The organism is Streptomyces sp. NPDC088730, from assembly GCF_044751215.1.
Lineage (GTDB): Bacteria > Actinomycetota > Actinomycetes > Streptomycetales > Streptomycetaceae > Streptomyces.
Genome location: NZ_JBIVLK010000009.1, coordinates 19,648 through 45,873, shown reverse-complemented (window position 1 = coordinate 45,873; position 26,226 = coordinate 19,648). Strand labels below are relative to the sequence as shown.

At 72.4% G+C, this 26,226-nt stretch carries 25 protein-coding genes; 11 read left to right on the top strand and 14 right to left on the bottom strand.

Annotation, left to right across the window (positions count from 1 at the left end):
• Window positions 1–25 precede the first annotated feature (25 nt).
• Window positions 26–1,465: a GNAT family N-acetyltransferase gene (locus tag ACIP89_RS25330; protein WP_402116880.1), complete on the top strand. Its 1,440-nt coding sequence runs from the start codon at window positions 26–28 to the stop codon at window positions 1,463–1,465.
• Here ACIP89_RS25330 and ACIP89_RS25325 read toward each other — a convergent pair.
• Window positions 1,395–2,645, bottom strand: a complete 1,251-nt coding sequence (locus ACIP89_RS25325) for a trans-sulfuration enzyme family protein (protein ID WP_402116878.1) — start codon at window positions 2,643–2,645, stop codon at window positions 1,395–1,397. The two genes, ACIP89_RS25330 and ACIP89_RS25325, sit on opposite strands and share 71 nt — an antisense overlap.
• Before the next feature lie 59 nt (window positions 2,646–2,704).
• Here ACIP89_RS25325 and ACIP89_RS25320 point away from each other — a divergent pair, with 59 nt between their 5' ends.
• Both ACIP89_RS25320 and ACIP89_RS25315 read left to right on the top strand, forming a co-directional pair.
• Window positions 2,705–3,223 carry an Lrp/AsnC family transcriptional regulator gene (locus tag ACIP89_RS25320; RefSeq protein ID WP_401928636.1) on the top strand — a complete coding sequence of 173 codons (519 nt, stop codon included), beginning with the start codon at window positions 2,705–2,707 and terminating at the stop codon, window positions 3,221–3,223.
• 38 nt (window positions 3,224–3,261) lie between these two features.
• Complete coding sequence (locus ACIP89_RS25315; RefSeq protein WP_401930459.1) at window positions 3,262–4,947, top strand: DUF885 domain-containing protein; 1,686 nt, start codon at window positions 3,262–3,264, stop codon at window positions 4,945–4,947.
• Between the two features lie 56 nt (window positions 4,948–5,003).
• On the opposite strand, the gene ACIP89_RS25310 is transcribed toward ACIP89_RS25315, so the two are convergent.
• Window positions 5,004–5,492, bottom strand: a complete 489-nt coding sequence (locus tag ACIP89_RS25310; protein WP_402116877.1) for a rhodanese-like domain-containing protein — start codon at window positions 5,490–5,492, stop codon at window positions 5,004–5,006.
• Between the two features lie 93 nt (window positions 5,493–5,585).
• Between ACIP89_RS25310 and ACIP89_RS25305 the strand changes: the two genes are divergently transcribed.
• On the top strand, window positions 5,586–6,032 hold the full coding sequence (locus ACIP89_RS25305; RefSeq protein ID WP_401930456.1) for an Lrp/AsnC family transcriptional regulator: 447 nt from the start codon (window positions 5,586–5,588) through the stop codon (window positions 6,030–6,032).
• Here the strand turns inward: ACIP89_RS25305 and ACIP89_RS25300 are convergent.
• The 3 genes from ACIP89_RS25300 to ACIP89_RS25290 all read right to left on the bottom strand — a co-directional run bounded on the left by ACIP89_RS25300 (window position 6,022) and on the right by ACIP89_RS25290 (window position 11,026).
• Window positions 6,022–9,099 (bottom strand): AAA family ATPase, encoded by a 3,078-nt coding sequence (locus tag ACIP89_RS25300; RefSeq protein ID WP_402116875.1) that lies wholly within the window; start codon window positions 9,097–9,099, stop codon window positions 6,022–6,024. The two genes, ACIP89_RS25305 and ACIP89_RS25300, sit on opposite strands and share 11 nt — an antisense overlap.
• Window positions 9,096–10,262 carry an exonuclease SbcCD subunit D gene (locus ACIP89_RS25295; protein ID WP_401928627.1) on the bottom strand — a complete coding sequence of 389 codons (1,167 nt, stop codon included), beginning with the start codon at window positions 10,260–10,262 and terminating at the stop codon, window positions 9,096–9,098. Before ACIP89_RS25295 ends, ACIP89_RS25300 begins: the two co-directional genes overlap by 4 nt.
• A 137-nt stretch (window positions 10,263–10,399) precedes the next feature.
• Complete coding sequence (locus ACIP89_RS25290; protein WP_401930451.1) at window positions 10,400–11,026, bottom strand: YigZ family protein; 627 nt, start codon at window positions 11,024–11,026, stop codon at window positions 10,400–10,402.
• A 59-nt stretch (window positions 11,027–11,085) separates the two neighbouring features.
• Between ACIP89_RS25290 and ACIP89_RS25285 the strand changes: the two genes are divergently transcribed.
• Complete coding sequence (locus tag ACIP89_RS25285) at window positions 11,086–11,496, top strand: CoA-binding protein (protein WP_401928623.1); 411 nt, start codon at window positions 11,086–11,088, stop codon at window positions 11,494–11,496.
• Between the two features lie 64 nt (window positions 11,497–11,560).
• A complete protein-coding gene (locus ACIP89_RS25280; RefSeq protein WP_402116873.1) occupies window positions 11,561–12,418 on the top strand; it encodes an aminoglycoside N(3)-acetyltransferase in 858 nt (285 codons plus the stop codon).
• Window positions 12,419–12,440: 22 nt separating this feature from the next.
• Here the strand turns inward: ACIP89_RS25280 and ACIP89_RS25275 are convergent, their stop codons facing one another.
• The 3 genes from ACIP89_RS25275 to ACIP89_RS25265 form a co-directional block, all read right to left on the bottom strand.
• Window positions 12,441–13,001, bottom strand: coding sequence for a YbaK/EbsC family protein (locus tag ACIP89_RS25275; RefSeq protein ID WP_402116872.1), 561 nt, complete (start codon window positions 12,999–13,001; stop codon window positions 12,441–12,443).
• 44 nt (window positions 13,002–13,045) lie between these two features.
• Window positions 13,046–13,618 carry a helix-turn-helix domain-containing protein gene (locus tag ACIP89_RS25270; protein WP_401928618.1) on the bottom strand — a complete coding sequence of 191 codons (573 nt, stop codon included), beginning with the start codon at window positions 13,616–13,618 and terminating at the stop codon, window positions 13,046–13,048.
• Window positions 13,619–13,772: 154 nt separating this feature from the next.
• Complete coding sequence (locus ACIP89_RS25265; RefSeq protein ID WP_401928616.1) at window positions 13,773–14,510, bottom strand: acyltransferase; 738 nt, start codon at window positions 14,508–14,510, stop codon at window positions 13,773–13,775.
• Window positions 14,511–14,679: 169 nt separating this feature from the next.
• Between ACIP89_RS25265 and ACIP89_RS25260 the strand changes: the two genes are divergently transcribed.
• The gene (locus tag ACIP89_RS25260) at window positions 14,680–15,210 is read left to right on the top strand and encodes a gamma carbonic anhydrase family protein (protein WP_402116870.1); all 531 of its coding nucleotides are present in this window, start codon (window positions 14,680–14,682) and stop codon (window positions 15,208–15,210) included.
• 121 nt (window positions 15,211–15,331) lie between these two features.
• Here the strand turns inward: ACIP89_RS25260 and ACIP89_RS25255 are convergent, their stop codons facing one another.
• Window positions 15,332–15,991, bottom strand: coding sequence for a DedA family protein (locus tag ACIP89_RS25255; RefSeq protein ID WP_401928613.1), 660 nt, complete (start codon window positions 15,989–15,991; stop codon window positions 15,332–15,334).
• Between the two features lie 155 nt (window positions 15,992–16,146).
• The gene (locus ACIP89_RS25250; protein ID WP_401930738.1) at window positions 16,147–16,584 is read right to left on the bottom strand and encodes a DUF4442 domain-containing protein; all 438 of its coding nucleotides are present in this window, start codon (window positions 16,582–16,584) and stop codon (window positions 16,147–16,149) included.
• Window positions 16,585–16,738: 154 nt separating this feature from the next.
• Between ACIP89_RS25250 and ACIP89_RS25245 the strand changes: the two genes are divergently transcribed.
• On the top strand, window positions 16,739–17,833 hold the full coding sequence (locus ACIP89_RS25245; protein ID WP_401928611.1) for a hypothetical protein: 1,095 nt from the start codon (window positions 16,739–16,741) through the stop codon (window positions 17,831–17,833).
• 54 nt (window positions 17,834–17,887) lie between these two features.
• Window positions 17,888–19,192, top strand: a complete 1,305-nt coding sequence (locus ACIP89_RS25240; protein ID WP_402116869.1) for an MFS transporter — start codon at window positions 17,888–17,890, stop codon at window positions 19,190–19,192.
• Here the strand turns inward: ACIP89_RS25240 and ACIP89_RS25235 are convergent.
• Together ACIP89_RS25235 and tuf are read right to left on the bottom strand one after the other, a co-directional pair.
• The gene (locus tag ACIP89_RS25235) at window positions 19,154–19,999 is read right to left on the bottom strand and encodes a spermidine synthase (RefSeq protein WP_402116867.1); all 846 of its coding nucleotides are present in this window, start codon (window positions 19,997–19,999) and stop codon (window positions 19,154–19,156) included. The two genes, ACIP89_RS25240 and ACIP89_RS25235, sit on opposite strands and share 39 nt — an antisense overlap.
• 111 nt (window positions 20,000–20,110) lie before the next feature.
• Window positions 20,111–21,280: an elongation factor Tu gene (tuf, locus tag ACIP89_RS25230; protein ID WP_401928605.1), complete on the bottom strand. Its 1,170-nt coding sequence runs from the start codon at window positions 21,278–21,280 to the stop codon at window positions 20,111–20,113.
• A gap of 475 nt (window positions 21,281–21,755) precedes the next feature.
• Between tuf and ACIP89_RS25225 the strand changes: the two genes are divergently transcribed.
• Both ACIP89_RS25225 and ACIP89_RS25220 read left to right on the top strand, forming a co-directional pair.
• Complete coding sequence (locus ACIP89_RS25225; protein WP_401928604.1) at window positions 21,756–22,469, top strand: TVP38/TMEM64 family protein; 714 nt, start codon at window positions 21,756–21,758, stop codon at window positions 22,467–22,469.
• 184 nt (window positions 22,470–22,653) lie between these two features.
• Window positions 22,654–23,526, top strand: a complete 873-nt coding sequence (locus tag ACIP89_RS25220; protein WP_401928603.1) for an undecaprenyl-diphosphate phosphatase — start codon at window positions 22,654–22,656, stop codon at window positions 23,524–23,526.
• A gap of 460 nt (window positions 23,527–23,986) precedes the next feature.
• Here the strand turns inward: ACIP89_RS25220 and ACIP89_RS25215 are convergent, their stop codons facing one another.
• Window positions 23,987–24,412, bottom strand: coding sequence for a hypothetical protein (locus ACIP89_RS25215; protein WP_402116865.1), 426 nt, complete (start codon window positions 24,410–24,412; stop codon window positions 23,987–23,989).
• A gap of 201 nt (window positions 24,413–24,613) precedes the next feature.
• Window positions 24,614–26,122, bottom strand: a complete 1,509-nt coding sequence (locus ACIP89_RS25210) for a hypothetical protein (protein WP_402116864.1) — start codon at window positions 26,120–26,122, stop codon at window positions 24,614–24,616.
• Between the last annotated feature and the right edge of the window lie 104 nt (window positions 26,123–26,226).

The following is a 26,226-nucleotide window of genomic DNA, read 5'->3' as shown; positions in this document are numbered from 1 at the left end:
AACACCGCTCCGTCACAGTGAAGGCATGACTGATGCGACATCTGCCAGGAGCGCCCGCCGCGCCCACCACTGGCGTCGGGATCTGATCGAACTCGCCGCCCTGTTCACCGCGGTCGCCGTGGCCGACGCGATCGCCAACTTGATCGGGCACCAGCCGGACGGGCCCTATCTGCTCATCGCCTCGGCCCTGGCGCTGACCGCGACCGCCGCGTTCCACACCTGGTGGGCGCGGCGGCACAGCCACGCGCCGCCGCCGGATACCGACGGCGGGGCAGGGCCCGAGGCCGCCGCCCAGCGGCCGTCCGTGGCCGCCGTCCACCTGAACCCGGGCCCGGAATCGGCACCGGCATCGGGCACCGAGTCCACCGAGACGGCGCTGTGGCGTATGCGCACCACGGTCAGGGACGCACCCGGCAGCCTGGCGGCCCTCTGCATCGTGCTGGCCCAGCACCGGATCGACATCCTGACCCTGCAGACGCACCCGCTGGCGAAGGGCACGGTCGACGAGTTCCTGCTGCGCGCCCCCGCCGCGCTGCCGGCTTCGCGGCTGACCCGGGCGATCTCCGCCGCCGGCGGCAGTTCCACCTGGATCGAGCGCGCCGACGCGCATGACCTGGTGGACGCTCCGACCCGGATGCTCGGCCTCGCCACCCGCACCGCGCTGGACGCCGCCGAGCTCCCCCTCGCCCTGCGACAGCTGCTGGGCCGGTGCACCATCCACTCGCTGCCCGCCGTCCCGGTCACCGGACGCGCCACCGGTGAGACCGCGCCCGTCGAAGGGGTGCTGGAAGAGACGGTGATGCGACTGCGCGACCCGTCGGGCGGCGTCATCACGGTGGAGCGCCCCTATCTCCCGTTCACCCCCACCGAGTTCGCCAGGGCCCGCGCCCTGGTCGAGCTGGACGCCCGGCTCGGCCACCGGGTCCCGCGCAGCGAGCACGTGCTCACCCTCCCCGAGGGCAACGAGATCACCGTGCGCCGGGCGGACCACGCCGATCTCGAAGCGGCCCGCGCCATGCACGACCGCTGCTCGGAGCAGACGCTGCGGCTGCGCTACCACGGCCCGGTCCGCGACGCCGACCGCTACCTCGACCACCTGCTGAGCCCGCGCTTCGGCCGCACCCTCGCCGTACAGACGGCCTCTGGCCGACTGGTCGCCCTCGGCCACCTGCTCTGGGACGGGGACGAGACCGAGGTCGCCCTCCTGGTCGAGGACGACTGGCAGCGCCGGGGCATCGGCTCCGAGCTGCTCGGCCGACTGGTCGCGCTCGCCGCCGAGGCCGGCTGCGAGAGCGTCTATGCCGTCACCCAGGCGTCCAACACCGGCATGGTCGCCGCCATGCGCGCACTCTCGCTGCCGCTCGACTACCAGATCGAGGAAGGCACGCTGGTGATCACCGCCCGGCTGAGCGCGGCGCCGGAGCGGTCCCTGCCGCTGCCCCCGCACCTGCGGGCACGCCACTGAATCCCTGGCGCACCACGGGCTCCTCGCTGCTCAGCGCCTGACAGAGATCGGCCCAGAGGTCCTCGACGTCCTCCAGACCGACCGACATGCGCAGCAGCCGCTCGCCCACCCCCGCGGCCCGCCGGTCTCCTTCATCCACAATGCGGTGGCTGATCGAGGCGGGGTGCTGGATCAGACTGTCCACGCTGCCGAGACTGACGGCGGGCGTGATGAGCCGTACCGCGGAGATGACCCGGTGCGGGTCTCCGAAGACCTCGAAGGACACCATCGCGCCACCCAGTTCCGGGTAGTGGACGCGGGCGATCCGCGGGTCGGCGGCCAGCCTGCGGGAGAGTTCCGCGGCGCTCGCGGAGGCGGCCCGCACCCGGACCGGCAGCGTGGAGAGACCGCGCAGCAGCAGGTATCCGGCCATCGGATGCAGCACCCCGCCGGTGGCGAAGCGCACCTGGCGCAGCCGGGCGGCGAACGCCTCGTCACAGGCGACGACTCCGCCCATCACGTCCCCGTGTCCTCCCAGGTACTTCGTCGCACTGTGCAGCACGATCTGTGCCCCGTGCTCGACGGGCCGCTGGAGCACCGGGGTCGCGAAGGTGTTGTCGACGAGCAGCGGCACGGAGCCGCAGGAGTGCGCGACCGCCCGGACGTCCACTTCCTTGAGCGTCGGGTTGGCCGGTGTCTCGACCATCACCAGGCCCGTGTCGGGGCGGATCGCGTCGGCGATGCCCGCCGGATCGGTCCAGGTCACCTCGGTGCCGAGCAGCCCGGCGCCGAGCAGATGGTCACTGCAGCCGTACAGCGGGCGGACGGCCACCACGTGGCGCAGTCCGATGCTCGCGCGGGCCAGCAGGACCGCGGTGAGCGCCGCCATCCCGCTGGCGAACGCCACGGCGCTCGCGGCCCCTTCGAGCCGGGCCAGCGCCGTCTCGAACCGGGCGGTGGTCGGGTTGTCCAGCCGGGCGTAGACCGGCGGCCCGTCCAGCCGGGTGCCGGTGGCGGCGAAGGAGTCGATCCGCTCCGCCTCGGCCCTGGAGTCGTACGAGGGGTAGGTGGTGGACAGGTCGATCGGCGGTGCGTGCAGGCCGAGAGCCGCGAGATCGTCGCGTCCGGCGTGTACGGCTTCGGTGGCCAGCGCCCTGGACCGGGTTGTCGTCGAGGGCGCCATCGAGGCTTCGGTGTCCATGTCACCACTCTGAACAGCTGCCGGGGAATCCGGGCCAAAGGCCGTGCTACGTTCGGCAGATGACCGATTCCATCGCCCTGGACACGGTGGATCTGCACATTCTGCGCCTGCTGCAGAACGATGCCCGGACCACCTACCGCGATCTCGCGGCCGAAGTCGGGGTCGCCCCCTCGACGTGCCTGGACCGGGTCGCCCGGATGCGCCGCACAGGTGTCATCCTCGGTCACCAGCTACGGCTGGACCCGGCCAAAATGGGGCGCGGCCTGGAGGCGCTGCTGTCCGTACAGGTGCGGCCGCACCGCCGGGAACTCATCGGCCCGTTCGTCGAGCGGATCAGGACGCTGCCCGAGTCCCGGGCCCTGTTCCACCTGACCGGTCCGGACGACTATCTGGTCCATGTGGCCGTCACTGATACCGCTGACCTGCAACGACTGGTGCTGGACGAATTCACCTCGCGCCGCGAGGTGGCCCGGGTGGAGACCCGGTTGATCTTCCAGCAATGGGAGTGCGGACCGCTGCTGCCGTCCGCCGCCACCACGGCCGGGCCGGGTACGGGTCAGGCCCCGGAGCCCGGTTGATGGTGACGGGGAGCCCCTCCCCGTACGAGGATGTCCACATGTCAGACACTCCTAGCAGCGCGCTGCCCCGCCAGGTCGCCGACGCCTACGTCGACGCGTTCATCCGGCTCGACCCGATTTCCGGCACCTTTCTGGGTGTCGCGGAAAGCTCGCGCCGCCTTCCCGACTTCTCCCCCGCCGGCCAGGAGGAACTGGCCGGACTGGCCCGCGCCACACTCGCCCGGCTCGACCGCGCTGAGCAGCTGCCCGGCGCCGCCGATGACGCCGAACGGCGCTGCGGCCGTCTCCTCCGTGAGCGGCTGACGGCCGAACTCGCCGTGCACGACGCCGATGAGGCGCTGCGCGCCGTCTCCAACCTGCACTCCCCCGCGCACTCGGTCCGTGAGGTGTTCACGGTGACACCCACCGAGTCGGACGAGGACTGGGCGGCGGTCGTCGAGCGGCTCCGCGCCGTTCCGGCCGCGCTGGCCGGCTACCGCGAGTCCCTCGCGCTCGGTCTGGAGCGCAAGCTGTACGGCAGTCCGCGCGCCACGGCCACCTTCATCGGCCAGCTCGACGAGTGGATCGGGGACGGCGCCACGGGGTTCTTCGAGGACTTCGCCGCCGCCGGTCCGGCAGCGCTGCGCGACGGTCTCGACGACGGTGCCCGGCAGGCCACGCAGGCTCTGGAAGAGCTGCGGCAGTGGATGCGCGAGGTGTACGCCCCCGCCGTCGAGGGCGCGCCGGAGGCGGTGGGCCGCGAGCGGTACGCCCGCTGGTCGCGCTACTTCAACGGTACCGACCTCGATCTCGACGAGGCGTACGCGTACGGCTGGTCCGAGTACCACCGGCTGCTCGCGGAGATGCGGACCGAGGCCGAGAAGGTGCTGCCCGGCGCGGGCCCCTGGGAGGCGCTGGCCCATCTCGACGTCCACGGCAGGCACATCGAGGGCGTCGACGAGGTACAGGCCTGGCTGCAGGGGCTGATGGACGAGGCGATCGAGGCCCTGGACGGCACGCACTTCGAGCTGGCCGAGCGGGTCCGCAAGGTGGAGTCCCGGATCGCCCCGCCCGGCGGCGCCGCCGCGCCGTACTACACGGGCCCGTCCGAGGACTTCTCCCGCCCAGGCCGCACCTGGCTGCCGACCATGGGCGAGACCCGGTTCCCGGTGTACGACCTCGTCTCCACCTGGTACCACGAGGGCGTTCCCGGTCATCACCTCCAGCTCGCCCAGTGGGCGCACGTCGCGGAGAGCCTCTCGCGCTACCAGGCGTCGATCGGCATCGTCAGCGCCAACGCCGAGGGCTGGGCGCTGTACGCGGAGCGGCTGATGGACGAACTGGGCTTCCTGCCCGACGCGGAGCGCCGCCTGGGATACCTGGACGCTCAGATGATGCGCGCCTGCCGGGTGATCGTGGACATCGGCATGCACCTGGAGCTGGAGATCCCGGCCGACTCCCCGTTCCACCCCGGCGAGCGGTGGACGCCCGAGCTGGCCCAGGAGTTCTTCGGCAACCACAGCGGCCGGCCCGCCGACTTCGTGGAGAGCGAGCTGACCCGCTACCTCTCGATGCCGGGGCAGGCCATCGGCTACAAGCTCGGTGAACGCGCCTGGCTGCTCGGCCGGGAGAACGCCCGCGCGGCGCACGGGGACGCCTTCGACCTCAAGTCCTGGCACATGGCCGCCCTTTCGCAGGGGCCGCTGGGTCTGGACGATCTGGTCGACGAGCTCTCCAAACTCTGACCCGGACGGCGGGCCGGACCCGGACCCGGCACGGATCCGGGCCCGGCCCGCCGGCGTCAGCAACCGCAGTCCGCGGAGCCGCCCGGTGCGGTGAGCGGGTCGGCGGCGCGCCGCCCGTGCCCCTGCCGGGTCTCGAACGCGAAGCCCTCGCGTACCCAGTACTCGAAGCCGCCGAGCATCTCCTTGACCCGGTAGCCGAGTCCGGCGAGGGCGAGCGCGGCGCGGGCACCACCGTTGCAGCCGGGCCCCCAGCAGTAGGTGACCACGGGCACGGCCGGATCGAGCAGTCCGTGCGCCCTTCCGGCGATGAGCGGGGCCGGCAGGTGGACCGCGCCGGGAACGTGTCCCTGGTCCCAGGATTCGGTGGAGCGGGAGTCGAGGAGTACGAAGCCGGGGTCGCCGTCGGCCGCCAGTGCGGCGGCGACGTCCGAGACGTCGGCGTGGAAGGCGAGCGAGGCGCCGAAGTAGGCGGCCGCCGTGGCCGGAGCGGCGGGCGGAACCCGGAGTACAGGGTGGTCCGCGGTGATGGCGGGCGTGGGAGTCATGGTCGAAAACCTATGACCGGCGGCGCTCTGCCGGAAGAAGGGATCCCCGGCATCGGACTTGATCCGCCGGGCGATTCCGTGTTCTCTGCGCGTATGACCGACTATTCCCCGGACGATACCGACTGGCGCATTCTCGATGTCCTCCAGCGCGAGGGCCGCGCCACCTTCGCCGACATCGCCCGGACGGTCGCGATGTCGTCGAGCGCGGTGACCGAGCGGGTCCGCAGGCTGGAGGAGGCCGGAATCATCAGCGGGTACGCGGCGGTGGTCGATCCGGACCGGCTCGGGATGCCGATCCTCGCCTTCGTCCGGCTGCGCTATCCGAACGGCAACTACAAGCCGTTCCACGATCTCGTCGCCGGCACGCCGGAGATCCTGGAGGCCCACCATGTCACCGGCGACGACTGCTTCGTGCTGAAGGTGACGGCCCGCTCCATGAGCCATCTGGAGGCGGTGTCGGGCAGGATCGGCACCCTGGGGTCCGTCACCACGAGCGTCGTCTACTCCTCGCCGCTGCCGCGCCGGGCGGTCAGCCGCTGACTCCGTCCGCCGCCCGGTGGCGTACCGCGGATCCGTGGCGCGTCTTCACCACTTCGAGCTGGGCCGGGATGCGCCGGCGCAGATCCGCGACATGGCTGACGATGCCGACGCTGCGGTCCCGCTCGCGCAGCGAGTCCAGCACGTCCAGCACCTCGTCGAGGGTCTGGTCGTCCAGGCTGCCGAAGCCCTCGTCGATGAAGAGGGTGTCCAGCCGGACGCCGCCGGCCTCGTCGGTGACCACGTCCGCGAGGCCGAGTGCCAGGGCGAGCGAGGCGAAGAACGTCTCGCCGCCGGAGAGCGTGGCGGTGTCACGTTCCCGGCCGGTCCAGGCATCGATGACATGCAGTCCGAGTCCGGCCCTGCGGCCACCGGTGCGGGCGTCGGAGTGGACCAGGGTGTAACGGCCGGACGACATCCGCCGCAGCCGGGCCGTGGCGGCCGCGGCCACCTGTTCGAGGCGGGCCGCCAGTACGTAGGACTCCAGCCGCATCTTGCGTTCGTTGTCCGCCGAGGTGCCGGCGGTGAGACCGGCGAGCCGGGCGATGCGTTCGTACTCCTCGCGCACCGGTCCCAGCGCCCGCACCTCGTCCGCCGCGCGCCGGGACAGCCGGCCGAGTTCGGTGCAGCGTTCCCGGGCGGCGGTGTGGGCACCCGCTCCGTCCCGCAGCAGCCGCTCGGCCCTGTCGTACACCGACTGGGCGGCGCCGGGGTCGGCCGGGGGCCGGCCTGCTGCGGTGCGGGCGTCGGCCTCCGCCAGCCGGTCGGTGACGGCAGCGGACTCGGCCTGCCAGGCGTCGATCCGGTGCTGGAGCGCCCGCTGCCGGGAGTCGGGGAGCATCGTCGCGGCGGCGTCCCGCGGAGTGTCGAAGCCGGCCCGGAACGCCGCGTCCGCGAGCCGGTCGTCGGCCTCCTTCAGCCGGGCCGCCGCGCTCTCCTCCTCACGCAGTGCCGCGGCCGCCTCGACGAGCAGCGCGACCCGGCGGTGCAGGAGGGCGGCGTGCTCGGTGACGCTGCCGGAGCCGCCGCGTGCCCGGGCCAGCACCTCCGCCAGGGCCGCCTGTTCCGCGTCGAGTCCTTCGCGCCGGGAGGTGCGGGCCGCGGCCCGGCGTTCGGCGTCCTGCCGGTCCCCGGCCCGTTGCTCCTGTTCGCGTTCGGCGGCGGCGAGGGCCTCGCGCGCCGCGTGCGTCCCGGCGGCGGTCCGGTAGGCCTCCGCGTGCTCCCGGGTCAGGGTGTCCACGAGTCCGGTGAGCGCTCCGACGGTCGGCTCGGAGGCCGCGGACGAGACCCCCGCCTCGGAGTCGGGGGTCTCGTCCGCAGTCTGACCGTCCGGGCCGTCCGCGGCCTCCGCGCGGGCGGCCGCGTACCGCTCGCGGACGGCTCCGAGCGCGTGTTCCGCCTCGGCGCGCGCCTGCTCGGCACGGCGGTGGGCGGCCTCCGCGGCGTCCTCCGTGGCCTGGTCGACGTGTCCGTCCCCGGCCCGTGCGGGCTCCGGGTGGCCGGCCGATCCGCAGACCGGGCAGGCCTCCCCCTCGACCAGTTCCCGGGCGAGCTCGGCCGCGATGTCGCGCAGCCGCCGTTCACGCAGGCGGAGCCAGGTCTCGCCGGTGGTGAGAGCGCCCTCCCGGGCCGTGGCCAGGCGCTCCTCTGCGTCCGAAGCCCGCGCGGCCAGCGTGTCGCGGCGCCGGGCCGCGTCGAGCCGCCGGCGGGCCGGCTCCAGCCGGCCGGCCAGCAGTTCGGCGCGGGTCGCCGCTTCCTGGGCCGCCTCGATGCGGGTGAGGAGACGGTGCCGGGTGGCCTCCCAGCCGGTCAGCCAGCTCTCGGCGTCCCGGATCAGTTCGTCGTCCGCCCTGGCCTGCCGTTCCAGCGCGGTCCGTTCGCTGTCGATCTCGGCGCTGCGCCGCTCGGCGCGACGGGCCTCGTCCAGCGCACCGAGCTCCTCACGGAGCCGCCGTTCCAGCGCGGTCAGCTGCTCGGCGCCCGCGTCGGCCAGCTCTCCGGGCAGCCCGGCCCTGGAGCGGTCACGGTCCGCGCCCGCCCGCCGGTGCGCCCGTCCGGCCTCCTCGCGGAGCTCCAGCGCGGGGGCGACGAGATCAGCCTTACGGGCGCGCCTCAGCCGCTCCTGTGCCTGATCGTGCTCGTCCCGGCCTGCCTCCACCTCCGTGGCGCGCCGCCGGGTCTCGGCGTACCGCTGCTGGAGCCCGGCGAGTTCGCGCTCGGCGTCCAGTGCCTGCCGGGCGGCTGACTGCCGCGCCTCGGCCGCGGACAGGACGCAGGCGGCGATGTCGAGCCGTTCCCGGGCGCCGCTGCGGGCCGTGGCCGCCCATTCCAGTACGGCGTCCGCGAGTCCCGGTTCGCCGGGCTGGAGTCCCGGCAACGGGTGTTCGCCCGCGGCGGGCCCGGCCGCCTGGGCGATCCGCTGGGCAACGGCGAGGATCCGTTCGTCCCCGGCTCTGACCTGGGTCCCGGCGGCCCGGCGCAGCTCGGCGAGGTGCTCCTCCACGGCGGCGAAGCGCCGGGTGTCGAAGAGCCGTCCGAGGAGTTTCCCGCGAGCCTCGGCATCGGCGCGCAGGAAGCGGGCGAAGTCGCCCTGCGGCAGCAGGACCACCTGACAGAACTGGTCCCGGCTCATCCCGATGAGCTGGGTGATCTCCTCGCCGATCTCCTGGTTGGACCGGCTCAGCGCCCGCCATCCCTCTCCGGGGACGTACTCGCGCAGCCGGCTCTGCGCCTTCTCCGTGGTGAAGCCGTCGCCCTTCTTCTTGGGGCGGGGCTGGGCGGGGCTCCGGGTGATCTCCAGCCGGCGCCCGCCGACGGTGAGTTCGAGGCGGATCTCGGTCGGCAGGTCCGCCGGGGCGTGGTCGCTGCGCAGCGAGGTTCCGGGGCTCTGCCGGGCGCCGGGCACGGCGCCGTAGAGGCCGTAGCAGACGGCGTCGAGGACCGAGGTCTTGCCGGCCCCGGTCGGTCCGTGCAGCAGGAAGATCCCGGCTGCGGAGAGGGCGTCGAAGTCGATCTCCTGAGTGGCGCCGAACGGCCCGAAGGCGGTGATGCCGAGTCGGTGGAGCCTCACCGGTTCACCTCGCGCACGCCGTCGTCGACGCGTACGTGCTCGAAGGCGCCGCGCAGCACCGTCCGCTCCGGCTCGTCGATGCCGTAACCGCCGCGGACATGGGCCACGAAGTCCTCCGCGATGCTCTGGTCGTCACGTCCCCGCAGCCGCTCGGCGTAGGAGGTCCGCGGGTCATCCGGGTCGCGTTCCGGTTCGAAGGCGAGGGCGAGCGTGTGCGGGAACCGCTCGGCGAGGCGGGCCATCGGCTCGGCCGGGCGGACCGGATCGGTGAGGGTGGCCTCCACCCAGGACTGCTCGTGCCGTTCGAGGGCCGGGTCGTCGAGGAGGGTGTCGAGCCGGCCGGTGATCCTGGCGAGCGGGCGGGGCACCGGGCAGTCGATCCGTTCGGCGGTGACCGCGCCCGTGCCGTCCAGTTCGATGAGCCACATCGTCTTGCGGTGGCCGGACTCGGAGAAGGAGTACGCGAGCGGGGAGCCGGAGTAGCGGACCCGCTCGGAAACGGTCTGGCAGCCGTGGAGGTGCCCCAGTGCCACGTAGTCGACGCCGTCGAAGACCCCGGCGGGGACGGCCGCCACGCCGCCCACGGTGATGTCGCGTTCGCTGTCGCTCGGCTCGCCGCCCGCGACGAAGGCGTGGGCGAGGACGACGGACCGGGTGCTGTCCGGCCGTGTCGCGAGGTCGGCGCGGACCCGGTCCATGGCGGCGCTCAGCACGGCCTCGTGCCCGGCCCGCTCCGCCCGGAACTCGTCCTTGACGAGGGCGGGCTCCAGATACGGGAGCCCGTAGAACGCCACGTCGCCGTGCGCGTCCGGGATGATCACCGGGGTGGCGCAGTGCGCCGGGTCGGTCCGCAGATGGATGCCGGCGCGTCCGATGAGACCGGCGCCGACGCCGAGCCGGCGCGCCGAGTCATGGTTCCCGGAGATCATCACGGTGGGTACACCGGCCTCGGCGAGCCGGTGCAGCGCGTCGTCGAAGAGCTGGACGGCCGAGAGCGGCGGCACCGCCCTGTCGTACACATCACCCGCCACCAGCACGGCATCGACCTCGTGGTCCCGGACCACCGCCACCAGGTGGTCGAGGTAGGCGGCCTGGGCTTCGAGCAGCGACACCCGGTGGAAGGAGCGCCCCAGGTGCCAGTCCGATGTGTGCAGAATCTTCAAGTCCCGGCTCCGAGCTGCATGTTTCGTTTCCTCCACCCGTACGGCCGCGTCCCCCGCGCTGCGGAGCGGCCCGGACCCTGCGGCCGGTGACGGTGACACCGGCGCGGACCCGCGCCCGCGGCCCCGCACCACACTACTCAGGCGTCCCCGTACGCCTCCTCGCCCAGTTCCAGTTCCGCCTCGCCCGCCGTCGCGTCGGCCAGCCAGCGGCGGAACTCCTCCACATCGGCGTCCGGCAGCCCGATCTCGATGGCCACCGCCTCCGCGTACCTGACCTCGCGCACGGTGCGTCCGGTGGCCCGCAGTTCGTTCTCCAGCCGCCCGGCCCGCTGGTGGTCCACGGTGACCGTCGCGATCCGGAACCGCTGCCGGGTGAGGGTGCCCAGCGCGTCGAGGGCTTCGCCGACCACTCCTCCGTACGCCCGGATCAGCCCGCCGGCGCCGAGCTTCACTCCGCCGTAGTAGCGGGTGACGACGGCGACGACGTACCGCATCTCGCGGCGGGTCAGCATCTGCAGCATGGGAACGCCCGCGGTGCCGCCGGGCTCGCCGTCGTCACTGGCCTTCTGTACGGAGGCGTCGGCGCCGATCACGTACGCGAAGCAGTTGTGGGAGGCGGCCGGGTGTTCCTTGCGGACGGCTGCGACGAAGTCCTGGGCCTCCTGCTCGGTGGCTGCGGGGGCGAGCGCGCAGATGAAGCGCGAGCGGTTGATCTCGGTCTCGTGCACGCCCGCGCGGGCGACTGTCCGGTACTGCTCCTGCATCCGGCCAGCCTATGCGCAGCCCCGGGAATGGTCGGGGGCGGCCGTCCGTTGTGCCGGTCATGTACGCAGACACGGAGACGATCCGCAGGATTCTGACCGGGACGGGCGACACCTGGGCCGTGGTGGGGCTGTCCGACAACCGCTCGCGCGCGGCCTACGGGGTGGCCGAGGTCCTTCAGCGCTTCGGCAAGCGGGTGGTCCCGGTGCACCCCAAGGCGGAGCGGGTGCACGGCGAGGACGGCTACGCCTCGCTGGCCGAGATCCCCTTTCCGGTCGATGTGGTGGACGTCTTCGTCAACAGCGGGCTGGCCGGCGCGGTGGCGGACGAGGCGGTCGCGATCGGCGCCTCCGCGGTCTGGTTCCAGCTGGGAGTGATCGACGAGAAGGCGTACGAGCGCACCCGCGCGGCCGGGCTCGACATGGTCATGGACCGCTGCCCGGCGATCGAGATCCCCGCGCTGAACGGCTGAGGGCACCCGGCGTCCATATGTGCGGGGTATCACACTCCGCTTCGGGCTGGGAGGATGGCCCGCTGTGAGTACCGCCTACGCCCCGAGCGTGTCCGCCGTCCCCCACAGCCGGGCCCGCCTGTCCCGTGATTTCGCCGCGCTCGGCGTCGACCGGGGCGGCGTGCTGATGGTGCACGCGTCGCTGAGCGCGGTGGGGGCGGTGGACGGTGGTGCGGACGCGGCCGTGGCGGCGCTGCGGGAGGCGCTGGGGCCGGAGGGCACGCTGGTGGTCCCTTCCTTCACCCCGGAGAACTCCGACACCTCCCCGCAGTACCGCGCCCGGGTCCACGGCCTCGGCGAGAGGGAGCGGGAGGCCGTGCGGGCGGCGATGCCCGCGTTCGACCCGGCGATCACAGCGGCCCCGTCGATGGGCCGCCTCTCCGAAGCGGTACGCCGCTCCCCCGGCTCGGTCCGCAGCGCCCATCCGCAGACCTCCTTCGCCGCCCTGGGCCCGCTGGCCGGCCACGTGGTTGCGGACCACCGCCCGGACTGCCATCTCGGCGAGGACTCCCCGCTGGCCCGCCTTCACGAACTGCGGGCGCAGGTCCTGCTGCTCGGCACCGGGTTCGGCTCCTGCACCGCGTTCCACCTCGCGGAGTACCGCGTACCGTCGCCGCCCCGTCGCACGTATCGCTGTGTGGTGCGGGACGGGGGCGGGCGCCGGTGGTGGGAGTACGAGGACGTGGCCCTGGACGACGGCGACTTCGCGCGACTGGGTGCGGACTTCGCACGGTCGGACCGGGGTGGCGCCGTCCGCACCGCCGCGGTGGGCTCCGCCACGGGCCGGCTGTTCCGCTTCCCGGCGGCGGTCGCCTTCGCCATGGGGTGGCTGCCGGTGCACCGCGGCCGCGTCCTCGCGCCGGCGTCGAACGCCCCGCGGTAGCTCCGGCCGCGGCGTCAGCGGATCAACCGCCGACGCCCAGACCCTCCACCACCACGGCCCCCGGCAGCGCCGCCAGCGCCTTGCCCGGCACGATCAGCTTGCCCCGCCGGCTGCCGCTGCCGATGAGGACCCATTCCTGGTCCACGACGGCGGGATCGATCAACAGGGGCCAGCCTGCCGGGAGCCCGACGGGCGTGATGCCGCCGTACTCCATCCCCGTGTCGCCGATCGCCGTGTCCATCGGGGCGAACCGCACCTTGCGGGCGTTGAGTTGCCGGCGCACGACTCCGTTCACATCGACGCGGGAGTGGGACAGCACGAGGCAGGCGGCGAGGGTGACCTCTCCCCCGCGCTTTCCGGCCACGACGACACAGTTGGCCGAGCGGTTCAGCAGATCGGCCCCGTGGTGCTCGACGAACACCGCCGTGTCGGCGATCTCGGGGTCGGTGTCGACGTGGATGATCTGTTCGGCGGGGAAGCCGCCCCAGCCCTCCCGGACGGCTGCGGCCACCGGAGTGGTGAGCAGTTCGAGGCGTTCGGCCGCGGGGCTGGCATCCTCGAAGGAGCCGATGGGTGCGCGCATGCGTGTCACGCTAACAGCCCCGCGCACCGGCCCGGTTGGACGTCTCATCTGACGGGCGGGACGGACACGGCCATGGTGGCTTCGACGGGCTCGGAGCCCTCGTTGCGGTAGGCGTGGCGGTGGTGCGCCTCGAACGTGGCGGAGGTTCCGGCGGGGACGGTGTACGAGGCGCCGTCGACGACCAGGGTGAGTTCGCCCGTGGTGACGTGGAGCAGTTCGACGGTGCCCTCGGGGTGCGGGTCGGACGCGCTGCCGTCACCGGGTGCCAGCCGCCAGTGCCAGAGTTCCAGCGGGCCCCGGGCCTCGGTGCCCACCAGCAGGGTGGTGGCGCTTCCGGCCTCGCTGGACCACATCCGTACGGCCTGCTCTGCGGGGACCAGCCGGACCGGGGAGCCCTGTTCGTGGTCGAGCAGCGTGGTGATGGCGACGCCGAGCGCGTCGGCGAGCTTGACCGTGGTGCCGACGCTCGGGTTGGTGCGGGCCTGCTCGATCTGGATGATCATGCCGCGACTGACCCCGGCACGGGTGGCGAGGGCGTCCAGGGTGAAACCCCGCTCCCCGCGCCAGCGCTTGAGGTTGCGCGCGAGGGACTGGGTCAGCTGGTCGAGATCAGTCACATTCCGTCCAAGATTCCGGATGCAATATTTTGGATGCCAGAGTGAAAAATACTGCACTACGGTGTGGTGTACCCACCGTTCACCGCACTGTACTGCGAGGCCTCCGCGTGCCCGTGCCGTCCGCCAGGTGCGGTACTCCTCGCGGCCGGGGCCCTCAGCCCTCGTCGAGCTCCGCCACGGCCAGCAGCTGTTCGGGCGTCACGCCTTCCGGGATCGGCACCGGGGCCGGCGTACGCAGGGGCGGCTGCCAGCCCTTGTCCGGGTCCCAGCCGCGTACGACGCGGGCGGGGGCGCCGGCCACCACCGCGTGGTCGGGCACCTCACCGCGGACCACCGCGCCGGCCGCGACGACCACGTTGCGGCCGAGCCGGGCGCCCGGGAGGATCACCGCTCCGGTGCCGATCCAGCAGCCGGGGCCGATGGCGACCGGTTCCATCCGCGGCCACTGACGGCCGACCGGCTGCTGCGGATCGTCGTAGCTGTGGTTGGTCGAGGTGATGTAGACGTACGGCCCGCAGTAGGTGTCGGAGCCGATCGTCACCGTGGTGTCCGCGACGACATGGCTGCCCCGGCCGAGCACCACCCCGTTGCCCAGGGTCAGGATCGGGTCTGCGCCGAGGTCCAGATCGGGCATGAGGCCCGCCGTGAGGGTGACCTGTTCGCCGATGACGCAGTGGTTGCCGAGCTCGATCCACCGCTCCCCGAACACCGTGCCCTGCGGGAAGGCGAGCCGGGTGCCCTCGCCTATCCGGCCGAACCGCAGCCCGCCGGGGTGGGTGGCCGTCACCGCGCCCGCCTCCCGGACCCAGCGCCAGCAGCGGTGGACGGCCCCGGACAGGGCGCGCCGCCGCCAGGCGGTCAGGGAGGAGACCGTGTCTCGGTTCTTCGGCACCCGCACACGGTAGTCGGGGCGCCCGGAACTGGTATCCGCACCGGCCTGTGATCTTCACCCCACCCGGCCGCCGGCCCGCGCGCCCGTCGCATACCGTTTCCCCGGCGGAACCGGACGGCCCCGGCCGGACGACCGCGCCCCACGACATCGGAGCACGGAGGAACGCGCGATGGCAGAGCAGGCGTTGATCACCGCAATGGGAGGTCAGGAGCCGGACATCGACCCGTCGGCCTTCACCGCACCGACGTCGGTCGTGATCGGCGAGGTCACCATGGCGGCCGGTTCCAGCGTCTGGTACCAGGCCGTGCTCCGGGCGGACTGCGGCCCCATCGTCATCGGCGCCGGTTCCAACATCCAGGACAACTGCAGCGTCCATGTCGACCCCGGTTTCCCGGTCACGGTGGGCGAGCGCGTCTCCGTCGGACACAACGCGGTGCTCCACGGCTGCACCGTCGAGGACGACGTGCTGATCGGCATGGGCGCCACCGTCCTGAACGGTGCGCACATCGGCGCCGGTTCGCTCGTCGCCGCCCAGGCACTGGTCCCGCAGGGGATGCGGGTGCCGCCGGGCTCGCTGGTCGCCGGCGTGCCCGCCAAGGTCAAGCGGCAGCTGACCCAGGAGGAGCTCGACGGCGTGAAGTTCAACGCGGTCGGCTACGTGGAGCTGGCGAAGGCACACCGCGAGGCGTTCGAGGACTGAGCGCGGGGACCCCGGCCGGAGCCTCGCGGGCATCCCCGCGAGAGGCCACGCGGGCCGGCCGGGATCCACAGGGCCAGGCCCTTGATCCGCGCGGCTCGGCCGGGGCCGCGATCCGCACGGGTCAGTCGGCCGCCGGTACGGTTCCCGGCTCGGGCGCGGGCTGGGCGGCGGACCGTGCGGCCGACTTCTTGGCCCGGTTCCTGACGACCAGCATCGAGCCGAGTCCGATCAGGACCGCGATCGCCAGTCCCAGGTAAGAGAACCGCTTGAGCCAGTCCTCCGCGACGACACCCACCGAGTAGATGACGGCCGTGGTGCCGCCCGCCCAGATGATCCCGCCGAGCACGTTGGCGGTCAGGAACTTCCAGTACGGCATGTGCAGGACACCGGCGAGCGGTCCCGCGAAGATGCGCAGCAGTGCGACGAAGCGGCCGAAGAAGACCGCCCACATGCCCCACTTCTGGAACGAGCGTTCCGCCGTGGCGATCTGGCTCTCGCCGAAGTGGCGGGGGAACTTCGCGCCGAGCCAGGCCAGCATCGGACGTCCGCCCCTGCGGCCGATGGCATAGCCGATCGAGTCACCGATCACCGCCCCGGCCGTCGCACAGGCACCCAGGATCCACGGATTGATGCCGTCGTGTCCCGCGGCCAGCAGAGCCGCGCTGATCAGGACGACCTCGCCCGGCAGCGGAATGCCGAGGCTCTCCAGGCCGATGACGATGCCCACCAGGAGGTAGACGCTGATCGCGGGGACGGTCTCCAGCCACTCCTGGATGTGCAACGCCGGTTCCTCCGTAGTGATGTCCTGTCGGCCGCCGGACAACTCCTCGGCGCGCGGGGACAACCCTACCGGCCGCGCCGGCGGCACGGACAGCGCGAAGGGCCGTCCCCGCACCCCTTCCGGGCGGGAGGCGGCCCCTGCCGGGCCGGCCGGAATCAGGCGTTCGGGCGCAGCGTCCAGACCACCGTCATCTCGCCGGTCACCGCGCCGTCCGCGCGCTGGATCCGGACGGACACGGGGAACTCGGGCCGCTTGCCCTCGTCCAGTTCGGCGACGACTTCGGCCACCGGCCTGCCGAGGGTGGCGGTCGCGGTGACATCGCCCATGGCCAGCTTCCGGTAGCCGATCTCCGCCTTCACCGCGAGCGGGACGGCGCGCGTCAACTGGTCCCCGAACGCGGCGATGACTATCGCGCCGCTCGCCGATTCCGCCAGCGTGAACATCGCCCCGGCGTGCGGTCCGCCGACGTGGTTGTGGAAGTCCGCCTGGTCCGGCAGACGGACCACCGCGCGTTCGGCGGTGGACTCCAGGAATTCGAGGTTGAGGGTCCGGACCATCGGGACCGTCGCGGCGACCATCTCGCCCGCGGTCATCTGTTCAGCGCTCATGAGACCGATGTTACCGGCCGGTAGACATGTTTGGCCATGTCCCGGGGATCACTGGGGCCACAGCCGGTCACGTCCTTCACCGTCCGCTCACGGGGGCGGCCGTAGCCGCCCGAGCGGCGCACCTCTATCGTTACTCGCCATGTGGCCAGGACAGCAGCCGCCCGGGGGCGAGCAAAACCCGCAGGACCAGAACCAGAACCCGTATCAGCAGCCGGGTTACCAGCAGCCGAATCCCTACCAGCAGCCGGGTTACCAGCAGCCCGGCGCGTCCGGGCAGCAGCCCGGATACGGCTACCCGCAGCAGGGTCAGCCGGGGCAGCAGCAGGGACAGCCGGGCTATCCGCAGGGCAACCCGTACCAGCAGCCGACCGTTCCGCAGTACGCGGTTCCCGGCCAGCCCGGTCCGCCTCAGCCCGGCAACGACAAGAAGAAGACGACCGTCATAGCCATCGTCGCGGCGATCGCGGTCGTCGCGGCCGCGGTGGTCACCGGCGTCGTCGTGATGAACAAGAAGGACGACGGCAAGGACGGCAAGAACGTCGCCGACGACAAGAAGTCGTCCGCGCCCGCCAAGCCCTCCGAGTCCGCGTCGTCGCCGGAGGCGAACCCGCGCGGCAGCGACGGTGACGCCAAGCCGCTCATCGCCGGCTGGAAGGTGGTGACCAACCCGAAGTGGGGCACGCAGTTCGACGTGCCCGGCGACTGGGAGGTCTCGTCCCCCACCACGTCCTCGTTCTTCGAGGACGACAAGAAGGGTGACGGCTCGCCGCTGATCGGCTTCTCCGCGCCCGCCGACTACAAGAGCAAGTGGTGCGTCGACGACTCCGATCACGACGGCGTGAAGGAGAACAGCAGCCTGGCCGGCACCGGCACCCGCGGCGCCGAAGGTGCCACGGACGCCGATGTGAACGCCAGGAACGAGGCGGGCACCTGGGCATGGGCCGCCTACGCGCAGCACATGCCGAAGAGCACCATCAAGATCAGCAAGCCGAAGCAGTACACCACCAAGTCGGGTCTGACCGGCAGCCTGGTGACCGCCAAGGCGCCCAACGTCACCAAGAAGAAGAAGTGCGACACGGACGGCAAGTCCATCGCCTTCACCTTCAAGAACAGCAACGGCGCGTTCTCCTCCTGGGTTCTGTACGGTGCCGACTCCGTCCCGGACGAGCTGCCGGACGCGACGATCATGAAGATCCTGAGCACCGTGCGCCTGGTGAAGATCACCGAGTCCTGACGCTCCGCGGCAAACCATGTGGCACCACGGGGTCGAGCCAGCGATAGTCCCCTGGTGACAGCCGCCGACCTCGTATCCCCATCGGCCCGCCCCTCCCGGGCGGACCGCAATTACCGGCTGCTGACCGCCGCCGCGATCATCACGGGCCTGGGCACCAACGGCGCGCTGATCGCGGCGGCGTTCGCGGTTCTGGAGTCGGGCGGCGACGCCGGCGACGTCGGGCTGGTGGCCGCCGCCAGGACCGCGCCGCTGGTCCTCTTCCTGCTGATCGGCGGGGCGGTCGCGGACCGGCTGCCCCGCCACCGCGTGATGGTGGCGTCCAACACCCTCAACTGCGTGTCACAGGCCGTCTTCGCCTGGCTGGTCCTGGCCGGTGACGCCCGGCTGTGGCAGATGATGGTGCTCACCGCGCTCTGCGGCACCGGGCAGGCCTTCTTCAACCCGGCCGCAGAGGGCATGCTGATGTCCACGGTCAGCGGCGAACAGGCGAGCCGTGCGTTCGCCCTCTTCCGGATGCCCATGCAGGGCGCCGCCATCGGCGGTGCGGCGCTCGGCGGCGCCATGATCGCCGCGATGGACCCGGGCTGGGTACTGGCCGTGGACGCGGCCGCCTTCGCGGTGGCCGGAGCGCTGCGCTCCTTCCTCGACGTGAGCCACATCCCGGCGCGCGCACCCGGTGGCGGGCTGCTCGCCGATCTCCGGGACGGCTGGCGGGAGTTCGTCGGCCGCACCTGGCTCTGGGCCGTCCTCGCGCAGTTCTCCGTGGTGGTCGCCGCGGTCGGGGCCGCGGAGGCGGTCTACGGGCCGCTGGTCGCCAGGGACGAACTCGGCGGCGCCCGCCCCTGGGGCCTCGCGCTCGCCGCGTTCGGCGTCGGCACCCTGGGCGGCGCGGTGCTGATGATGCGGTGGAAGCCGCGGCGGCTGCTGCTGGCCGGAACGCTCTGCGTCTTCCCGCTGGCCCTGCCCTCCGCGGGGCTCGCCGTGCTTCTCCCGGTGGCCGGACTCTGCGCGGTGTTGTTCGTCAGCGGCGCCGCCATCGAGGTGTTCGGCGTGTCCTGGATGACGGCCCTGCATCAGGAGATTCCGGAGGAGAAGCTGTCGCGGGTCTCGGCGTACGACTGGTTCGGCTCTGTGGCCATGGTGCCGCTCGCCACCGCGCTCGCCGGTCCGGTGGAGTCGCTGGCCGGGCGCAGCCAGGCGCTGTGGGGCTGCGCCGCGCTGGTCGTACTGGTCACCGGTGCCGTCCTGTTCGTGCCGGACGTGCGCAACCTGACCCGCAGGACCGCCCCCACCGAGCTGGTGGCGAGGGGCGCCCCGGCGTCAGCCGATGCCGAAGGAGCCGTCGGGTGGCTCGGGTGAGTCGACCGCCTCGTCGTCACCGACCGGCCCGGCGCCCCTGACGAGCTTGGCCACGGCGGCGCCGTGCTCGACACGGGCGGGGAACGCGTCGGCGGCGCAACGGCGGGTCAGCGCGGCCGTGTCGAACGGGGCTCGGGAAGCGACCAGGACGACGTTGCCGAAGCGCCGGCCGCGCAGTACGGCCGGCTCCGCGATCACCGCGAGCTCCTCGAAGACGGCCGCGAAGGTGGCCAGCTGCGGGCGCAGGAAGTCGAAGGGCGCCCCGTCCGCGAGGTTGGCGGCGTAGACCCCGTCGGCTCGCAGCGCCCGTGCCGCGGCCCGCGCGTAGGGCAGGGTGGTCAGATGGGCGGGCACCCGCGAGCCGCCGAAGACATCCGCGACCAGGACGTCCACGGAGCCGGGTGCGGTGGCCTCCAGGTGTTCGCGGGCGTCCGTGCCGTGCACGGCGATCCCGCTGCCGTCCGGCAGCGGAAGGTGCTCGGCCACGAGGGCGAGCAGCCCCCGGTCGGCCTCCGCGACGTGCTGCCGCGATCCGGGGCGGGTCGCGGCGACGTAGCGGGGCAGGGTGAGGGCGCCGCCGCCGAGGTGCAGGACGTCGAGCGGCGCGCCCGGTTCCGCGGCGCAGTCCACGACATGGCCGAGCCGTCTCGCGTATTCGAACTCAAGGTGTCCCGGCGCGTCCAGGTCGACGTACGACTGGGGCGCCCCGTCGACGGTCAGCAGCCAGGCCCGCTCCCGGTCCACGTCGGGGAGCAGTCTGGCGGTGCCCCGGTCCACGTCGCGGATGACCGGTATCGACTCGTTCACTCCCCCATTGTGCGGTGCCCGGCCCGCTGTTCCTGACCGCTGCGCCCGGTGCCCGGTCCGCCTCCCGCGGGTTCGGGAGGCGGACCGGGCCGTGCGGCGTACGCTCCGGGCTCAGAGCAGGCCGGTGACCGTACCGGCCCCGATCGTGCGGCCGCCCTCGCGGATGGCGAAGCCGAGGCCGGTCTCCAGCGGCACGTCCCGGCCCAGCTCGACGGTCATGGTGACCGTCTCACCGGGGCGCGCCACCGCCGCCGCGCCGAGGTCGACGTCACCGACGACGTCCGCGGTGCGGATGTAGAACTGCGGCCGGTAGCCGGTGGCGACCGGGGTGGTCCGGCCGCCCTCCCGCCCCGACAGGACGTACACCTGCGCGGTGAAGCGCCGGCTCGGCGTCACACTGCCCGGCGCGGCCACGACATGGCCCCGGCGGACCCGGTCGCGCTCGACCCCGCGCAGGAGCAGCGCGACGTTGTCACCGGCCTCCGCGGACTCCATCGGCTTGCCGAAGGTCTCCAGACCGGTGACGACGGTCTCGACGCCGGCGCCGAGCACCTCCACCCGGTCACCGACGCGCACGGTGCCGCGCTCCACCGCGCCGGTGACGACCGTCCCCCGGCCGGTGATGGTCAGGACGTTCTCCACCGGCAGCAGGAACGGCGCGTCGGTGTAGCGCACCGGCATCGGTACGTAGGTGTCGACGGCGTCGAGCAACGCCTCGACCGCTCCCGTCCAGCGTGGGTCGCCCTCCAGCGCCCGCAGGCCGGAGACCCGCACGACGGGCACGGTGTCGCCGCCGTAGCCGTGCGCGGAGAGCAGCTCGCGCACCTCCAGCTCGACCAGGTCGGTCAGCTCGGGATCGCCCGCGTCCGCCTTGTTGAGCGCGACGACGATGTGGTCGACGCCCACCTGACGGGCGAGCAGCACGTGCTCGGCGGTCTGCGGCATGATCCCTTCGAGCGCCGACACGACGAGGATCGCCCCGTCGAGCTGGGCGGCGCCGGTCACCATGTTCTTGATGTAGTCGGCGTGTCCGGGCATGTCGACGTGCGCGTAGTGCCGGGTGCCGGTCTCGTACTCGACGTGCGCGATGTTGATGGTGATGCCGCGCTGCGCCTCCTCCGGCGCCCGGTCGATGCGGTCGAACGGGACGAAGGTGCCGGTGCCGCGGTCGCTGAGGACCTTGGTGATGGCGGCGGTCAGGGTGGTCTTGCCGTGGTCGACGTGGCCCATGGTGCCGATGTTGAGGTGCGGCTTGGTGCGCACGTATGCCGTCTTGGGCATGGCTCTTTCCTTGGTTCTCGAAGCTGAGAGAGAAGACCCCAGGGCCCCGCCGACCCTCCCCTCACGGGGTCCGCCGGACTGTCGGGGGAGGGTCAGCTTCGGGCGCCGCCGATGGGCGCCGCGGCAGCGGTGAAGGCTGCCGTGACTGCTGCGGTGGCAGGGCTCACGGCAGCCTTCGGCGCGTCCGCGACTGCGGACTGCGCTGCGAGGAAGGCGAACCGGAACATGGGTCGATCATGTCCGACCGCGGCGGGCCCGTCGAGCGATTTACGGGCGGCGGCAGGTGAGTTGCGGTGCCGGCGGAGGGGGTCCGGGCCCGCCGGTCACGGGCGGCACACCCGGGCCGGCAGTGGCGTGCGGCACTCCCCTGCCGTGGGGGCGGACGGTTCGGCCCCGTCCCCGCAACGGGATTCGACTCCGCCCGCATAACAGTCACATTACGACGATCACACCTACTGTCGGATACTCTCCCCGAATGCTCGACCACGTCCCCGCCACCCGGCCCGCCGTCGGTCTGTCCGCGCGCTGCACACGGGTGCTGTTCTCGCCCTGGTCCAGGTTCTCGCTGCTCGTGGCCGTGCTGCTGGCCGCCGCGACCACGATGCTGCTCCTCAAACCCCAGCGGCTGCTCGCCTCCGGCTGGCCGGACCAGCTGAGCGGCGGCGCCGCCGCGGTCGTGATGTTCGGCCTCGCGTACGGCGTGTGCACGGTGGCGTTCGTACCGCGTCCGCTGCTCAATCTCGCCGCCGGGGCGCTGTTCGGCACTCAGGCAGGTCTCGCGGCTGCGCTGGCGGGCACGGTGCTCGGCGCGGGCATCTCGTTCGGGCTGGGCAGGGTGCTGGGCCAGGACGCGCTCCGTACGCTGCTGCGCGGGCGCTGGATGCGGGCGGCGGACGGACAGCTGAGCAGGCACGGATTCCGCTCGATGCTGGCGCTGCGGCTCTTCCCCGGAGTGCCCTTCGCCGCCGCCAACTACTGCGCCGCCGTGTCGCGCATGGGATATCCCCCGTTCCTGGTGGCGACCGGTCTCGGCTCGATCCCGAACACGGCCGCGTACGTCGTGGCGGGGAGCGAGGCCTCCTCACCGACCTCACCCGCGTTCCTCGCGGCGATGGGGTTCATCGTGCTGACGGGGCTCGGCGCGGCGGTCGTCGCCTGGCGCAGGCGACACCGGCTGGGCGCCGGGTGACGCGGCGGTACGGCCGGGGGTTGTCGTAATCCTGTTCACCCGGGGGCGATACGCTTCCCGCGACCGACAGACGATCTCCGGGCCCCAGGCGGCCCCGCCCTCACACGACCGCAACCCGCACGCCGCCGACCGGCTCCGATGCCCGGCGGACGATGCATGATCACTTCAGGATGGCCCAAGCCCCATGAGCTGGTTCGAATCCTTCGTCCTCGGCCTCGTTCAGGGACTGACCGAGTTCCTGCCGATCTCCTCCAGCGCGCATCTGCGGCTCACCGCGGCGTTCGCCGGCTGGCACGATCCGGGAGCGGCGTTCACCGCCATCACCCAGATCGGCACGGAAGCCGCAGTCCTCATCTACTTCCGCAAGGACATCGTCCGGATCGTCGGCGCCTGGTTCAGGTCACTGACGGACCGCTCGATGCGGAGCGACCACGACGCCCAGATGGGCTGGCTGGTCATCGTCGGCTCCATTCCGATCGGCGTACTGGGCGTGACGTTCAAGGACCAGATCGAGGGCCCCTTCCGCGACCTGCGGCTGATCGCCACCACGCTCATCGTGATGGGCATCGTGCTCGGCGTCGCCGACCGACTGGCCGCCCGTGACGAGACCGGCGGCAAGCACCGGGCGATCAAGGAGCGCAAGACCCTCAAGGAACTGGGCGTCAAGGACGGCCTGATCTTCGGCTTCTGCCAGGCGATGGCCCTGGTCCCGGGCGTCTCCCGGTCCGGCGCCACGATCAGCGGCGGTCTGCTGATGGGCTACACCCGCGAGGCCGCGGCACGCTACTCGTTCCTGCTCGCGGTCCCCGCGGTCCTCGCCTCCGGCGTCTTCGAGCTGAAGGACGCCGGCGAGGGGCATGTGGCCTGGGGGCCGACGATCTTCGCGACGTTCATCGCGTTCGGAGTGGGGTACGCCGTCATCGCCTGGTTCATGAAGTTCATCACGACGAAGAGCTTCATGCCGTTCGTGATCTACCGGATCGTCCTGGGCGTCGCGCTGTTCATCCTGGTCGGCGCGGGGTCCCTGAGCCCGCACGCGGGTGAGTCCGCGGGCTGAGCCGGGCTCTCCGAGCAGCGGGCGCACACCTCCGACCCAGGCCGTCCAGGACATGCGTCACCGCCCCACCGCGGACCTCACCCGGCTGCCCGGACCGCACGTCCCGCCGGCGGGGCGTGCGGTCCGGGCAGCCGCTCGCCACGGTCACAGGTATCCCCCGGTGGGTACGGTCCGGATGCGGCGCCGACGCCGACGACGGTGGATGTCGAGGGGCCGTGCCGCGCGAGTGGCCGGTCGGCTGTAGTCGGCGGGGATGCGTCGCATGCGTCGTATGCGGGACGGCTCGGGGCCGGCTTCGGGCACGTTCGCCGCTTCCATACGTAGTCGTCGTCCTCACCACGGTGTGCTGAGCCCAGGTCAGTTCCCGGTCGGTGCCGGCCGCGGAGTCCATGAACCTGCGAGATCCGCGGCGCCGCCGTCCGGAAGGCGTGAACCACCGGCGCCGGTGCCTGGCTCCGGGTCAGAAGTCGGGACAGAGGTGCTTGTGTACAGCGTCCTGGATCTTCTTGCCCGTCTCGGGGTTGCTGATCTCGGGGAAGCGGGACGTGATGGTGAAGCGTTCGAGGGCCAGCGCGCTGAGCTCGGCCTCGTCCTTGGCCGTTCTGATCGAGCCGCACTGGTTGAGCCCTCGGCTCACGTACTGTTCGTCGGTGCCGGGCTTCGAGATGCGCGGGTCGATCGCGTCGAGGGCTTCGAGGAAGGCGTACCGAGCCGTGGGGACGGGCTCGGCCGGCAGGCCGGCGGCCTTCCGTGCCGCATCGCGGTCTGCCTGGCTGACGGTCCTGCTGGGCGCCGCGGCCGGCTTGTCGTCATTGCCGCTGCCGCACGCGGTGAGCGTGAGGAGCGTGCCGGCAGCGACGGCTGCCGCAGTGGTGCGGATGCGCATGAGTCCCCCTGGTGTCGATGTGGGGACATTGTGGCGGATGCGGGGGAACCATCCGTACGCACGGGCTCACCCGCCTCCATCCCCAACGCGCCTGCCCCGCCCTGTGGGGGTCCCGTCGTCGACGTACCGGACAGCGCACCGCTCCCGGGCCGACGGCCGCCCGCATCCCGCCTCCCGCCTCCCGCCGAGTGAAGCGACGGTCTAATCCCTGACCTTGAGGAAGCGCATCCGGGTTGCGCCATTGCTGTCGGTGCCGCCGGCCTCGGCGTTGGAGATCTTGCCGCCGGTGAGGACGAACATCAGGTGCAGGCGGACCGTCCGGGGGCCGGAGGCGGCCGTGTACTCGGTCATGATGTGTGTGGTTCCGCCTTGCTGCTCCTGCCTCTCCGCGTTGATCGCCGCGATCTGGGTGAAGCTCGTCAGGAGCGTGTCCGTGGTCTCGTCCCTGAGCCAGCCGATGATGTAACCACTGCCGCCGGTGGCGGAACCCAGCGCGTACCGCACATCGCTGTCGATGTGGTACACCCCGGCTTCCGGAAGCACGATGTCCGACTCGGGGATCGGGACGTCGCTGCCGGTCCGGGCCAGGAGGTTCGCGTTCTGCCGCTCGGCGTTGCGGAACGCGCTCACCGGCGTGAGGCGGGCGCCGATCTCCCACGTTTCGGGGCAGCCGGGCGTGCCGGTGACGTCGATGTCCACCGACCGTTCGATGCCGATGTTGCCGCCGGGAGCGATACCCGTCAGGCCGATCCGGGGCACGAGCAGCCCACCGGTCGTGTTCCGTGCGGCATTGCACGGGGACGGGTCCAGAGCGGGCGTGTCGGGCGCGTACAGGCATCCGTCGCTGCCCCGGGTGATGGCGTTGCCCCGGTCGGTGGAGATGCACGGAGGCAGGGCGGTGGAGCAGCCGTCCTGGCAGGAGGCGACCGGAATGACCGGCGGGACCGGTGCATAGGGAGTCGAGCCGTCGAGGGTGTCGGTCGTGCAGGTGACCGCGCCGTCGCAGTTGCGGCAGGTCGTCCGGAGGAAGGGCCTGCCGCAGCCCGGAGCGGACGCCCGGACGGTGAGGACGAAGCTGTCGACGGTCCACTGCTTGGGGCCGACTCCGCAGGTGTCGTCGTTGCCTGTTTCCAGGTTGAGCTCGACGACGACCTTGCCCGCGAGGACGTCCGCGAGGGGCACGGTGGTCGGGGGGATGACGGCGTTGTCGTCACCGCCCGCCGGCAGATCGGGTGGGCCCAGGAGATCGGTACTGATCGGGACCGTGCCGTTCCACAGGGCGAAGCGGCCGTAGAGCCGGCAGGCCGTGTTCCTGCCGTCGTTGTGGACATGGACCGAGGCGCTGACGGTGACGCTGGTGGGGTTGCCGCGCAGTGCTGTGGGATCGATGTGCACGACGCCGGCGAGCCAGGTGTGCAGGCCGTTGTGCGTCCCGTCGTCGGCCGGGAACGTGCCCGTACCACTGTTCAGGATGGTCTGCGCGACGACGGGGTCCAGCGCGGCATGGGTGTTGGCGATGGTGTAGTACGGCGTCGGGTCGGTGCTGCTCGCGGTCGCCGCGACCCGGTACGGCGCGGAGTCGCGCAGTGGGGTCGTCTCGCAGTGCTCGCACGGCTTGGTACCGGGACAAGCGGTCGGGGGACAGGCCGGCTTGGAGGGCTGACAACCGCCGATGGTGACGGGGGACGGCCCGCAGCCGCATCCGCTCATGGGTCAACTCCTTCTGTGGGGTGGAGTGGTGGCAGTGGCGGGGTGCGCCCTGGCCGCTTTGCGGCGGTTGGGGCATGAGCGGGTGATGCGCTCGTCGGCCTGAA